Here is a 12,260-nt window from a genome sequence, read left to right on the forward strand (position 1 = left end):
GCGGGGCAAAGGCGACGGGCCGAGGGGCCGCGGGAACGGGCCGCGGGGACGAGGGGACGGGCCGCAGGGCCGCGGGAACGGGCCGCGGGGCCGAGGGGACGGGCCGCGGGGCCGCGGGAACGGGCCACGGGGACGAGGGGACGGGCCACGGGGCCGCGGGAACGGGCCGCAGGGCCGCGGGAACGGGCCGCGGGGACGAGGGGAAGGGCGGTCATGACTCCTGAGCGCGACGGGAGCGGCCGCGGGACCGGCCGCGAGGCCGTGCGCGAGGCCCCCCGCGACCGCGACCGCACCCCGGTCGGGGCCACGGCCGCCGGACGGCCCAGGACCCGCCTGGACCAGCCGCGCGCACCGCGCCGCCGTCTGGTGCCCGAATGGGACCCGGAGGCCTTCGGACGGCTCTCGGAACGCATCGCGCGCTTCCTCGGCACCGGCAGGTTCATCGTCTGGATGACGGTGGTGATCATCCTGTGGGTGGTCTGGAACATCGCCGCCCCGCACGAGCTGCGCTTCGACACGTACCCGTTCATCTTCCTGACGCTGATGCTGTCCCTCCAGGCGTCCTACGCCGCCCCGCTGATCCTGCTCGCGCAGAACCGGCAGGACGACCGCGACCGCGTCAACCTGGAGCAGGACCGCAAGCAGAACGAGCGCTCGATCGCCGACACCGAGTATCTGACCCGGGAGATCGCCGCCCTGCGCATGGGCCTCGGCGAGGTCGCCACCCGCGACTGGATGCGCTCCGAACTCCAGGATCTCCTGAAAGACCTGGAGAACGGGCGCCACCCCGACGGCCGGCTCCCACCCCTCCCCCCGGACCGCCCACGGCCACGTGACGCAGACGACGGTTGACAGGCCTGGTCGGGCCTGTTGTTTGGATCAGGCCGCAGGGTGCCGACGCCGCCTGCCCAGTGCCGGGGAGCGGGGTCTGGTGCGTGCGGCTGCAAGGCGGAGGAGGGAGTCGACGCGACGGGGGTCCCCCCTGTTCGAGCGCAGCCGAGAACTCGGGGGAGTCGGCGAGTGACGACAACGCGGCAGACGTGCGTGCCAGACCCCGCGTCTGCGGCGTGAGCCAAACAACAGGCCCTACCCCCCACCCCGCGCCGTAACATCGGGGCTATGGCTACGGAAGACGCGGTGCGTGAGGCACTGGCCACGGTGAACGACCCTGAGATCCATCGGCCCATCACCGAGCTGGGGATGGTCAAATCGGTGGAGATCGGCGCGGACGGAGCGGTCGCGGTCACCGTGTATCTGACCGTCTCCGGCTGCCCGATGCGCGAGACCATCACCCAGCGGGTGACCGAGGCGGTCTCCCGGGTCGAGGGCGTGACACACGTCGACGTCACCCTCGACGTGATGAGCGACGAACAGCGCAGGGAGCTGGCCTCCAGCCTGCGCGGCGGCCAGGCCGAACGCGAGGTCCCCTTCGCGAAACCGGGCAGCCTCACCCGGGTCTACGCGGTCGCCTCCGGCAAGGGCGGCGTCGGCAAGTCCTCCGTCACGGTGAACCTGGCGGCGGCGATGGCAGCCGATGGTCTGAAGGTCGGCGTGGTCGACGCCGACATCTACGGCCACAGCGTGCCGCGGATGCTGGGCGCGGACGGGCGTCCCACCCAGGTCGAGAACATGATCATGCCGCCGTCCGCGAACGGCGTGAAGGTCATCTCCATCGGCATGTTCACCCCGGGCAACGCCCCGGTCGTCTGGCGCGGCCCGATGCTCCACCGCGCCCTCCAGCAGTTCCTCGCGGACGTGTACTGGGGCGACCTCGACGTACTGCTTCTCGACCTGCCGCCCGGCACCGGTGACATCGCGATCTCGGTGGCCCAGCTGGTCCCCAACGCGGAGATCCTGGTCGTCACGACCCCGCAGCAGGCGGCGGCCGAGGTCGCCGAGCGGGCGGGCTCCATCGCCGTGCAGACCCACCAGAAGATCGTGGGCGTCGTCGAGAACATGTCCGGGCTGCCCTGCCCGCACTGCGGCGAGATGGTCGACGTGTTCGGCACCGGCGGCGGCGAGAGGGTCGCCGAGGGCCTGACCCGCACCACGGGCGCCACCGTCCCGGTCCTCGGCTCCATCCCCATCGACGTCCGCCTCCGCGAGGGCGGCGACGAGGGCAAGCCGGTCGTCCTGACCGACCCCGACTCCCCCGCAGGCACCGCCCTGCGAGCCATCGCAGGCAAACTCGGCGGCCGCCAGCGAGGCCTCTCGGGCATGTCCCTGGGCCTCACCCCGAAGAACAAGTTCTGACCCTGCACGTCGGGTGACCCGCGCCCCAAAGGGGCGCGGGGCTGTATCAATCTGCGGCTCCGCCGCGTGGGCGCGAGCAACCCACCACAACCCGCACGGGGGCAAACGCCCAGCCACCCCGATAGGGGCGCGGGGCTGTATCAATATGCGGCTCCGCCGCGTGGGCGCGACCAGCCACAACCAACCCGCACCGGCAAGCCCGTCGTCAGGCGTATTCAGCGATGTCCTTGATCACGGCAAACCCAAGACCATACGCACTCATCCCCCTCCCGTACGCCCCCACATGCACCCCACCCGGCGTAGACCCGGCCAGCACCCAGCCGAACTCCGATTCCCGGTAGTGAAACGCCGTAGGCACCCCGTCGACGGGCAGCGACAGCGACGACCAGTCGTCCCCGTCGAGATCGTCCGCGAGGACCCACGCCGTCTCGGTCTGCTGCTCCAGCCAGTCGTCCCGCAGGCTGTGGTCCATCTGCCCGGGCCAGGTGCAGGACAGCAGCCCCACCCCGGCCAGCCAGGCCGCCGAGGACACCGAGGTCGCCTCCAGCACCCCGGTGCCGTCCGCGCTGCGCCGTACCGGGTTCGCGGCGACGGTCACGACGACCGCGAACCGCTCCTTGGGGTCGTCCGGGTTGCCCACCGCGTACTCGTTCTTGACCGAGGGTTCGTCGCCGTGCCCGATCGAACCGTGCTCGACGGCGCCGTCCGCCGCCATCCCCACCTGCATCAGCCAGCGCGGCCCCGTGAACGCCTCATCGAGGCCGTACCAAGGGAAGGGCGCCAGCAGGTAGCCGTCGACCGTACGCCGGGCGGAGGGGACCTGTCGTCCACCCTCCGCGTCCGGCGTCTGCGCGACTGCCCGACTTGTCGTCTCCATGTACCCGGACGCCTCCTCGCTCTCGTCGGACCGGGGCGGCCCGCCCCCCTTCGGGCGTACTCGTCCGGTCCGCGCAACAACAGGGCAGCATAGCCACCCCGCTTCGGGCAGCAGGGAACCCACCGGGCGCGTGCGTCACTCACACGGCCTGTTCACGTCACACGGGACGCTGACCGGCTATGAATCACGTCACGTACGGGACCGTCGCCCGCGCCGCGCGGCGACCGGGTGACAGGACTCAGGTGGCGTCGGCGTCGAACGGCGGACGGTCGTCGGGCCCGGGGCCCTCGGCCGGCTTGGTCAGGTCGACGCGCCCGTCGGCGGAGGAAGCGGAGGACGCCGAGGAAGAGGACGACGACGAGGACGACGCAGACGAGGACGATGCACCGGAGGACGGAGAGGCGGAGATCTCGTGGCCGTTGACCGCGTCCGTGACCTCGGCCATCTCCTTCCTCAGGTCGAAGCCGTTGCGGATGTCGCCGAGCCCCAGGTCCTCACCGTCGAGGTGCTTGCGGATGAACGTCTTGGGGTTGAGATCCTCGAACTCGAAGTCCTTGAACTCCGGGCCCAGTTCGGTACGGATGTCGTCCTTGGCGCTCTCGGAGAACTCGCGGATCTTACGGATCGTCCGCGTGATGTCCTGGATGACTTTCGGGAGCTTGTCCGGGCCGAAGACGAGCACAGCAAGGACGACGATCGTCGCGAGCTCGAGCGGCCCTATGTCATTGAACACCTGAAAGCTCCTTGCGATGTCCTCGGTCGCTCAACGGTACCCGGCACACCTGGCCCACCGGTACCGTCCCGTGCGGTCGGCGTGAACCTGTGAGAACGGTTTTCCACGTTGTTTGCCGTACGCGTCCGGTCAGTTCCGGTCGGACGACCCCAGGACGAGGGCGACGGACCGCTCGGCGCCGTCGCGGCGGACGGTGAGCCGGAGCCGGTCGCCGGGGCGGTGGGCGCGGGTCTTGACGATCAGTTCCTCACCCGAGTGGACGCGCTGGCCGTCGACCCCGGTGATGACGTCGCCCGCCTTGAGCCCGGCCCGGTCCCCGGCGCCGCCGACCGCGACCGCGGGCCCGCCGTCGTTGCCCTGGGCCCTGACACGTGCGCCGTCCCCGGTGTACTGCAGGTCGAGGGTGATGCCGATGACGGGATGGGCGGCCTTCCCCTTGCCGATCAGTTCCTCGGCGACGCGCCTGGCCTGGTTGACCGGGATGGCGAAGCCGAGGCCTATGGAGCCCGCCTGCCCGGTGTCGGAGTCGGAGCCGTTGTCGGCGGACCGGATGGCCGAGTTGACGCCGATGACCCGGGCCCGGGAGTCGAGGAGCGGCCCGCCGGAGTTGCCGGGGTTGATGGGCGCGTCGGTCTGGAGGGCGTCGACGTACGAGACGTCGCTGCCGTCGCTGCCGTCGCCTCCGGCGGTGATGGGCCGTTCCTTGGCGCTGATGATGCCGGAGGTGACGGTGTTGGCGAGGTCGAAGGGGGCGCCGATGGCCACGACGGGGTCGCCGACCTGGACGTTGTCCGAGTTGCCGAGCGGCAGGGGCTTCAGCCCGGACACCCCGCTGACCTGGACGACGGCGAGGTCGTAACCGGCGTCACGCCCGACGATCTTCGCCTTCGCGGTGTCGCCGCCGCTGAACACGACGGATATCTCGCCGCCGGACGCCGCTGCTGCGACGACGTGATTGTTGGTGAGGATGTGGCCGCGGGTGTCGAGCACGAACCCGGTACCGGTGTCGGACTCGTCGGTACCGGTCACATGCAGGGTGACCACGCTGGGCAGGGCCCGCGCCGCGATCCCGGCCACGCTGTCAGGCGCCCGCCCCGCGGGCTCCTTCGCGGCCTGTGGAAGCGTCACCCCGCCCACCTCGTGGTGCCGCTCCAGATAGGCGCCTACGACCCCTCCGACGCCCCCGGAGACCAGCGCCACCGCCAGCACCCCGGCCATCAGCACCCGCATCCCCTTCCTGCGCCGCTGCTGCTCGGTGGGGACGGCGGCACCGGTCAGTTGGAAGGGCCCCTGGGCGGTCGACGCGGCCCAGGGGTCATAGCGCTGCCAGGGTTCGGTGCCGCCGGGGTCGGCGGGCGGGACGGAGTCGGATTCTCCAGGGACCACTGCCGCAGGCTCCGGCGCGGTGGCCGGGGCCGGGATCGGGGCTGGGGCTGGGATCGGGGCCGGGGTCGCGGCGGGGTGCTGGACCGGTGGGGCCGGGGCCCAGGGGCCCGGTCGGCCGTACGGCGGGGTGCTGTAGTGATCGGGCTCGTGCAACGGCTTGGGACGGTCACCAGCGAGATCCGCAACCGCGTCGGCGTCGGCGGGTGACGGTTCGTCCGGTCCGCGCAGCTCGTAGTCCCCCTCGGCCGACGGCCTCACGGGCAGCGCCAGTTCGAAGTCTCCGCCGGTGTCTCCGCCGGTGTCTCCGTCTATGTCGCCGCCGTCTGTGCCCCCCGCAGGGGCCCGCCTGGATTCCGGTGGTTGACCCTCGGTCATGTTCTCCCCGCCATTGCCCGGTGCCGCTCCCCGGTGATCGGTGGGACACGGCTCACCGGGGATTCAACCAGGTTCCGGGGTCAGCGGGCGGAGGTCTGGTCGGGGGCGGGTGCGGCGAGGACTCCGGGGGCCGTGACCTCCGGGGTGGCGGGTGAGGTGGTCAGGGACACCGGGGCGGCCGCGGTGAGCGGTCGGATCAGCGGGGACATGACCGCGGCACCGGCCATGACCGGTGTCGTGAGCGCACGGATGCCCTGCCCGGGGGCCGGGGAGGAGGCCCCGGGCAGCAGCGGTGCGGAGACCGAGGTGGGCACCACCGCGGTCTGGCCGAGCAGGGGGCGTCCGCTCTGGCCCTGGGCGAGCAGCGGCCCGGTCTGGCGCCGCCGCTGGTTCTCGGGCGCCGTGGCGGCCCCCGAACCCGAGGTGCGCGCCGGGGTCATATTGCTGCCGGAGCCGGTGCCGCCGCGGGCGTCGGCGGAGGTGTCGGCCGGTACGCCGCCGGTGACACCGCCGAGCGCGACCGCGGCCAGCGACACCGCGCCGGCCGCCGCGACGGCGAACCGCAGTCCGCGTGAGGCCGCACGGTCGGCGTCGGGCCGGGTGACGGGGTGGACACGGAAGCCGCGGTCCGGGGCGGACGGCGCCAGCGCGGACGCGGCGCTGTTCTGGTGGGCGGGGCGGGCGGGAACGTAGCCGAAGGAGAACGGCTCCGGGCGGCGCGCACCGCTCAGTCCGCCCGTTCCGAACAGGCCGCCGCCGGTGGGTCCCCCGAACGGCGAGGCACCGCCGTCGCCGTCCCGGTCACCTCCCCCGGGGAGCCCCTGGAGCCGGGCCAGGAAGCTCTCGGAGGGCGGGGGCGGGGCCACCTCCGCGAACACGTTCTTCAGACGGCGCTGTGCGTCGACCTCGGCCTTGCATTTCGGGCAGGTCGCCACATGCGCCAGGACACGCTCGCGCGCGTCATGGCCGAGCTCACCGTCCACCAGGGCGGAGAGCCGGTCTCCCAGGTGCTGTTCCGCGAACTGGCTCGCGGCGGATGTCAGTCGTGATGCGGTCACGCGGTCGCGCTCCCTCCTCCGAGGGCGGGAACGCGGGGCACGAACGACCGGCGCTCGGCGCGGGCCTCGGCACGGGCCTCCGGCGAGCGGTGCGCGAGGGCCTTGCGCAGCTGCGAACGGCCGCGGTGGATCCGGGAGCGCACGGTGCCGAGCTTGACGCCCAGGGTCGCGGCGATCTCCTCGTACGACAGCCCCTCGATGTCGCACAGCACGACGGCGGCGCGGAACTCGGGCGCGAGCGTGTCCAGCGCCTGCTGCACGTCCGCGTCGAAGTGGGCGTCGTTGAAGAGCTGCTGCGGGGTCGGCTCCCTGCTGGCCAGCCGCTCCGCCGCGTCCTCACCGAGCGCGTCGAACCGGATGCGCTGCTTGCGGCGCACCATGTCGAGGAACAGGTTGGTCGTGATGCGGTGCAGCCAGCCCTCGAAGGTGCCCGGTGTGTAGGTCGACAGGGAACGGAAGACACGGACGAAGACCTCCTGGGTGAGGTCCTCCGCGTCGTGCTGGTTGCCCGTGAGGCGGTAGGCCAGACGGTAGACGCGGCCGCTGTGCGTGCTGACGATCTCCTCCCAGGTGGGCGGAGTCCACGCCTGCCCGTCCGCGTCGGTGGAGAAAGTCGCGGTCTGGGTGAAGTCAGCGGCGTGACTCTGGTCAGCAGCGTTGTCGTTCACGGATTTCGGCCTGCCCGCCGATCCGAGGAAGCGCCGCAGCACTCCTCCGCGATCCACAGGCGCAGCCGCACCTCCCCTGTCGGCTCTGGTGGTGTCCAGTGGAGCCCCTACCATAGCCACCTCGCCCGTTAGCTCCGGATAAGCGGTTTTACGAGAATTTGATCTGGGCTGATACGGCTCATCCGGCTGCGTCAGCACTTGCTCGAACCCTCGCACCTGAGCCGGCCCGAGACCCTGTCCGAGACCGCGCCCGAGCCCCCGCCCGAGCTCCTGCCCGAGACCGCGCCCGCACCCCGGTTCGAGGCCGTCTTCGGGCCCTGGCCTGTCATAGTCGTCCATCCGCAGCTCCCCGCCCCTCCCCGTCGTCCCGCGGTTCTCTCTCGCACTCTCTCTTCCACCCCTCTAAACGCGCGGTCCCATCTGCGGGTTCCCGCGACCAACGGATACAGTCACGCCCAGGCAACCACGGGGACAGGAGAGGGTCATTACCGCCAACCGGCAGACGAGCTGGGCGTTCGCCGACGCCTTTGTCGCCGAGGACGAGGTGCTGCGCTGGGCCCGCGCCCGGGCCCGCGAGGCAGGGCTCCGCTCGGTGTCCCCCGGCGCGGGCGCCGCGCTGCGGCTGCTCGCCGCCACCGTGGACGCGAAGGCGGTCGCGGAGATCGGTACCGGCTGCGGGGTCTCCGGGATCCATCTGCTGCACGGCATGCGGCCGGACGGGGTACTGACCACCGTCGACCCGGAGCCGGAGCACCAGCAGTTCGCCCGCCAGGCGTTCCGCGCCGCGGGCTTCGCCTCCAACCGGGCCCGGATCATCCCCGGCCGCGCCCTGGACGTCCTGCCCCGGCTCGCGGACGCCGGCTACGACCTGGTGTTCTGCGACGGGGACCGGATGGAGTTCCTCGACTACCTCGCTGAATCGTTGCGGCTGCTCCGTCCGGGCGGCCTGGTGGTGTTCGAGGGCGTCTTCGCGCACGGCCGCACGGTGGACTCGGGTCCGCAGCCGACGGAGGTGCTGCGGCTGCGGGAGCTGCTGCGCACGGTCCGCGAGAGCCAGGAGCTGGTGCCCTCGCTGCTGCCGGTGGGCGACGGGCTGCTGTGCGCGCTCAAGCGCTGAGCGCGGTCGACGGTCGAACGCTGAGCGCGGTGGGGCGCTGAGTACGCTCACGGTGTACCGGACCGGTCACGGTGTACCGGAGGCGCCGAATGTGTCGGAAACAACCGCCCCGGCACCGATTCAGACGATGCCGGGGCGGTTGCAGGGGTAGGGTCGCTTGCGCGTCAGCCCACGACCTTCTTGAGGGCGTCGCCGAGCGCGTCGGCCTCGTCAGGGGTCAGCTCGACGACGAGCCGACCGCCGCCTTCGAGCGGAACTCGCATGACGATGCCCCGCCCCTCCTTGGTCACCTCGAGCGGGCCGTCACCCGTCCGCGGCTTCATGGCCGCCATGCTCGTTCCCCTTCCTGAAACCAGCTCATTGTCAGCCGACGGCCCCTGGAGGGCACGCGCGATCCGCACAGGACACGCGACACCGGCATCGAACACATTGCTTCCAAGCCATTATCCCGCATCTCAGGACCCGATGACCAACATCGGTAGGCATCGCTTGGGCAACGCGCGCGAGCAAAACCACCCAATTCGGGGATGCGACTGCGATACTGCGCGCCCCCGCACCCGCCCACGCTCCCCCCGCCCGGCCGGAATTCCTTGACGCAGCTCACATATGACCGTGCAGGTGCACCGGCGTAGATCTCCGCCATGCTGTCCTGGAACCCAGGACAGCACCGGAAAGGACGACTCATGGCCGACACCGTGCTCCACGAGGTGAGCGACGGGCTCGCGACGATCGTGCTGAACCGCCCCGAGGCGATGAACGCGCTGGACATCGCGACCAAGGTCGCCCTCCGCGAGGCGGTCAGGTCCGCGGCCGACGACACGGCCGTCCGGGCGATCCTGCTCACCGCCGCCGGGGACCGGGCGTTCTGCGTGGGCCAGGACCTGAAGGAGCACATCGGGCTGCTGGCCGCGGACCGCGAGGCCGGGACGGCCGGCAAGGCCGGAGAGGCCGGCGAAGGGCAGACGATGCGCACGGTGCGGGAGCACTACAACCCCATCGTGCGGGCGCTGGCCGGGGCGCCCAAGCCGGTGGTCGCCGCGGTGAACGGCGTCGCGGCCGGGGCCGGCCTCGGTTTCGCGCTGGCCGCCGACTACCGGGTGGTCGCGGACACCGCGGTCTTCACCACGTCGTTCGCGGGGGTCGCCCTGACCGCCGACTCCGGCGTCTCCTGGACCCTGCCCCGGGTGGTCGGCCCCGGGCGCGCCGCCGACCTGCTGCTCTTCCCGCGCAGCATCACTGCGCAGGAGGCCTACGACCTCGGCATCGCGAGCCGCCTCGTCCCGGCCGCCGATCTGCGCGCGGAGGGCGAGAGGGTGGCCCGGGCGCTGGCCGAGGGGCCGACGGTGGCGTACGCGGCGCTCAAGGAGTCCCTGGCGTACGGGCTCACCCACTCCCTGACGGAGACCCTGGACAAGGAGGACGAGCTCCAGACCCTGGCGGGTGGCTCCGAGGACCACGCGATCGCGGTGGAGGCGTTCGTGAACAAGAAGAAGGCGAAGTACCTGGGCCGGTAGCAGACCGGTTCGGTCAGACCCGCCGTTGGGTCAGGCCGGTTCGGTCATGCCGGGTGGCGTCTGCTGATGCAGGTCTCCAGGTGGTCGTCGACCAGCCCGCAGGCCTGCATCAGCGCGTACGCGGTCGTCGGCCCGATGAAGCGCAGGCCCCGCTTCTTCAGGGCCTTCGACAGGGCCGTCGACCCGTCGGTGACCGCCGGGACGTCGGCGAGCGTCCGCGGCGCCGGCCGGCTCGCCGCGTCGGGGGCGTACGACCAGATCAACTCGTCCAGCTCACCCGGGCCCCAGTCGGCGAGCACCCGCGCGTTGGCGAGCGTGGCGTCGATCTTGGCGCGGTTGCGGATGATGCCGGGGTCGGCGAGGAGGCGTTCACGATCGTCGTCGGTGAAGGCGGCCACCGCGGCGATCTCGAAGTCGGCGAAGGCGGTACGGAAGCCGGGGCGGCGGCGCAGGACCGTGATCCAGGACAGCCCGGACTGGAACGCCTCCAGGGAGAGCCGCTCGTACAGCGCATCGTCGCCGTGGAGGGGGCGGCCCCACTCCTCGTCGTGGTACGTCACGTAGTCCTCGGTGGACAGCGCCCAGGGGCAGCGCAGCGCGCCGTCGGGCCCTGCGAGGGCGGCGCCGGTGACGCCCGTGACGTCGGCAGCGGTCGTATCGCTCATCGGGGGTCCTCGGGCCCGGGATGAGCCCCGGGCTGCCCGGGCTGCCGTCCAGGGTGCTGCTCATGGTTCTGGCCCTGGCCGTGGGAGGCGGACCTGGCCCCGGCCAGCGCGGACTCCAGGTCGGAGATACGGGCGTCACGCTCGTCGATCTCGGCGGCGAGGCGGCCGAGGGCGTCGTCCACGTCGGCCATGCGGTAGCCGCGGACGGCCATCGGGAAGCGGAGGTTCTCCACGTCCTCGCGGGCCACCGGCCGGTCGGGCGGGAGAGGGTCGTCGAGGTGCTCGGGGGCCGCCTCGGGCAGCGGGCCGGTGGTGCCCTCGCCGCCGCCCACCACGGCGAGCGTCACCGCGCCGACCACGACGGCGAGCGCGACGACCAGGAACAGGAACATGACCATGGCTGGGCCCCCAACGCCCGGCGCGCCGGTGTGTCCGGCGTACCGCTGTGCTCGTGTGCTCGGTGTCGAATGTGTGTGGGTCCGATCGTGCCATGCGAGCCCGGCCGTTAGGGTCACGGACGGGCGATGACAGGGACGTGGGAGCAGATGTCACAGGGGATCCTCAGGCTGGGCAGGCGTGAGTTCGGGCCGTACGAGCCGGTGATCATGGCGATCGTGAACCGGACCCCCGACTCCTTCTACGACCAGGGGGCCACGTTCCGCGACGAACCCGCCCTCGCGCGTGTGGCGCAGGCCGTGGCGGAGGGCGCCGCGATCGTCGACATCGGCGGGGTCAAGGCCGGGCCGGGCGAGGAGGTCACCGCCGAGGAGGAGGCGCGCCGCACGGTCGGCTTCGTCGCGGAGGTACGGCGGCGGTTCCCCGACCTGGTCATCAGCGTGGACACCTGGCGTGCCGAGGTCGGCGAGGCCGTGTGCGAGGCGGGGGCGGATCTGCTGAACGACGCGTGGGGCGGCGTCGATCCCCGGCTCGCGGAGGTCGCCGCGCGGTACGGGGCCGGGCTGGTGTGCACCCACGCGGGCGGGGCACAGCCCCGGACCCGGCCGCACCGGGTGACCTACGACGATGTCATGGCCGACATCCTGCGCGTGACCGTCGGTCTGGCCGAGCGGGCGGTCGACCTTGGCGTGCGGCGTGACGCGGTGCTGATCGATCCCGGGCACGACTTCGGGAAGAACACCCGGCACAGCCTTGAGGCGACCCGCCGGCTGGACGAGATGGTCGCCACGGGGTGGCCTGTGCTGGTGTCCCTGTCCAACAAGGACTTCGTCGGCGAGACGTTGGACCTGCCGGTCAGGGGGCGATTGATCGGGACGCTGGCGACTACGGCTGTTTCTGCGTGGCTGGGGGCGCGGGTGTACCGCGTGCATGAGGTTGCCGAGACCCGGCAGGTGCTGGAGATGGTGGCGGCGGTCCTGGGCCACCGGGGCCCTGCGGTGGCTCGGCGGGGGTTGGCGTAGCGCCGCGGCTGCCCCACCCCCTTCGTAAGGGCACCGCCCTCCGCACCCCGGTGCGGGTGGGTACGCGGGCTGGGCCCTCGCCGGCTCCCGTCCCAGGGGGCTCCGCCCCCTGGACCCCCGGCCTATGCCCACCCACCACCCGACTCGGCAGGCTGAAAGGGCACCCACACAGCCAACCGAGACGGGCGGGTGGGTG

13 protein-coding genes are annotated in these 12,260 nt (G+C 72.2%); 5 read left to right on the forward strand and 8 right to left on the reverse strand.

Going from position 1 to position 12,260, the window contains the following annotated elements:
* The first annotated feature begins 213 nt into the window (after nt 1-213).
* The gene (locus ACSYGN_RS13860; protein ID WP_460395379.1) at nt 214-852 is read left to right on the forward strand and encodes a DUF1003 domain-containing protein; all 639 of its coding nucleotides are present in this window, start codon (nt 214-216) and stop codon (nt 850-852) included.
* 267 nt (nt 853-1,119) lie between these two features.
* Nucleotides 1,120-2,253, forward strand: a complete 1,134-nt coding sequence (locus ACSYGN_RS13865) for an Mrp/NBP35 family ATP-binding protein (RefSeq protein ID WP_460395381.1) — start codon at nt 1,120-1,122, stop codon at nt 2,251-2,253.
* A 205-nt stretch (nt 2,254-2,458) separates the two neighbouring features.
* Here the strand turns inward: ACSYGN_RS13865 and ACSYGN_RS13870 are convergent, their stop codons facing one another.
* The 5 genes from ACSYGN_RS13870 to sigE form a co-directional block, all read right to left on the reverse strand.
* Nucleotides 2,459-3,130 (reverse strand): hypothetical protein, encoded by a 672-nt coding sequence (locus ACSYGN_RS13870; protein ID WP_460395383.1) that lies wholly within the window; start codon nt 3,128-3,130, stop codon nt 2,459-2,461.
* Between the two features lie 238 nt (nt 3,131-3,368).
* Entirely contained in the window at nt 3,369-3,863 is a 495-nt protein-coding gene (locus ACSYGN_RS13875) for a sec-independent translocase (RefSeq protein ID WP_460395385.1), read from the reverse strand.
* A 129-nt stretch (nt 3,864-3,992) separates the two neighbouring features.
* Nucleotides 3,993-5,624, reverse strand: coding sequence for a S1C family serine protease (locus ACSYGN_RS13880; RefSeq protein WP_460395387.1), 1,632 nt, complete (start codon nt 5,622-5,624; stop codon nt 3,993-3,995).
* A gap of 80 nt (nt 5,625-5,704) precedes the next feature.
* On the reverse strand, nt 5,705-6,682 hold the full coding sequence (locus ACSYGN_RS13885; RefSeq protein WP_460395389.1) for an anti-sigma factor family protein: 978 nt from the start codon (nt 6,680-6,682) through the stop codon (nt 5,705-5,707).
* Nucleotides 6,679-7,392, reverse strand: a complete 714-nt coding sequence (gene sigE / locus ACSYGN_RS13890; RefSeq protein WP_460403444.1) for an RNA polymerase sigma factor SigE — start codon at nt 7,390-7,392, stop codon at nt 6,679-6,681. The genes ACSYGN_RS13885 and sigE overlap by 4 nt, the downstream gene beginning before the upstream one ends.
* A 442-nt stretch (nt 7,393-7,834) precedes the next feature.
* On the opposite strand from sigE, the gene ACSYGN_RS13895 reads away from it, so the two are divergent.
* Entirely contained in the window at nt 7,835-8,467 is a 633-nt protein-coding gene (locus ACSYGN_RS13895) for an O-methyltransferase (RefSeq protein ID WP_460403446.1), read from the forward strand.
* Between the two features lie 164 nt (nt 8,468-8,631).
* Here ACSYGN_RS13895 and ACSYGN_RS13900 read toward each other — a convergent pair whose 3' ends face one another.
* A complete protein-coding gene (locus ACSYGN_RS13900) occupies nt 8,632-8,799 on the reverse strand; it encodes a DUF3117 domain-containing protein (RefSeq protein ID WP_003966491.1) in 168 nt (55 codons plus the stop codon).
* Nucleotides 8,800-9,150: 351 nt separating this feature from the next.
* Here ACSYGN_RS13900 and chcB point away from each other — a divergent pair, with 351 nt between their 5' ends.
* Complete coding sequence (gene chcB / locus ACSYGN_RS13905; RefSeq protein WP_460395391.1) at nt 9,151-9,981, forward strand: 2-cyclohexenylcarbonyl CoA isomerase; 831 nt, start codon at nt 9,151-9,153, stop codon at nt 9,979-9,981.
* 44 nt (nt 9,982-10,025) lie between these two features.
* On the opposite strand, the gene ACSYGN_RS13910 is transcribed toward chcB, so the two are convergent.
* Nucleotides 10,026-10,646, reverse strand: coding sequence for a DNA-3-methyladenine glycosylase I (locus ACSYGN_RS13910; protein WP_460395393.1), 621 nt, complete (start codon nt 10,644-10,646; stop codon nt 10,026-10,028).
* Nucleotides 10,643-11,044: a DivIVA domain-containing protein gene (locus tag ACSYGN_RS13915; RefSeq protein WP_460395395.1), complete on the reverse strand. Its 402-nt coding sequence runs from the start codon at nt 11,042-11,044 to the stop codon at nt 10,643-10,645. Before ACSYGN_RS13915 ends, ACSYGN_RS13910 begins: the two co-directional genes overlap by 4 nt.
* A gap of 159 nt (nt 11,045-11,203) precedes the next feature.
* Between ACSYGN_RS13915 and folP the strand changes: the two genes are divergently transcribed.
* Nucleotides 11,204-12,064 (forward strand): dihydropteroate synthase, encoded by an 861-nt coding sequence (gene folP / locus ACSYGN_RS13920; protein WP_460403448.1) that lies wholly within the window; start codon nt 11,204-11,206, stop codon nt 12,062-12,064.
* The last annotated feature ends 196 nt before the right edge of the window (nt 12,065-12,260 follow it).

The organism is Streptomyces sp. YIM S03343 (genome assembly GCF_054729195.1).

Excerpts from the sequence above, each read along its gene's own strand:
- ACSYGN_RS13860 (WP_460395379.1), top strand. The coding sequence starts at position 214 with ATGACTCCTGAGCGCGACGGGAGCGGCCGCGGGACCGGCCGCGAGGCC.
- ACSYGN_RS13865 (WP_460395381.1), top strand. The coding sequence starts at position 1,120 with ATGGCTACGGAAGACGCGGTGCGTGAGGCACTGGCCACGGTGAACGAC.
- ACSYGN_RS13870 (WP_460395383.1), bottom strand. The coding sequence starts at position 3,130 with ATGGAGACGACAAGTCGGGCAGTCGCGCAGACGCCGGACGCGGAGGGT.
- ACSYGN_RS13880 (WP_460395387.1), bottom strand. The coding sequence starts at position 5,624 with ATGACCGAGGGTCAACCACCGGAATCCAGGCGGGCCCCTGCGGGGGGC.
- ACSYGN_RS13900 (WP_003966491.1), bottom strand. The coding sequence starts at position 8,799 with ATGGCGGCCATGAAGCCGCGGACGGGTGACGGCCCGCTCGAGGTGACC.
- chcB (WP_460395391.1), top strand. The coding sequence starts at position 9,151 with ATGGCCGACACCGTGCTCCACGAGGTGAGCGACGGGCTCGCGACGATC.
- ACSYGN_RS13910 (WP_460395393.1), bottom strand. The coding sequence starts at position 10,646 with ATGAGCGATACGACCGCTGCCGACGTCACGGGCGTCACCGGCGCCGCC.
- ACSYGN_RS13915 (WP_460395395.1), bottom strand. The coding sequence starts at position 11,044 with ATGGTCATGTTCCTGTTCCTGGTCGTCGCGCTCGCCGTCGTGGTCGGC.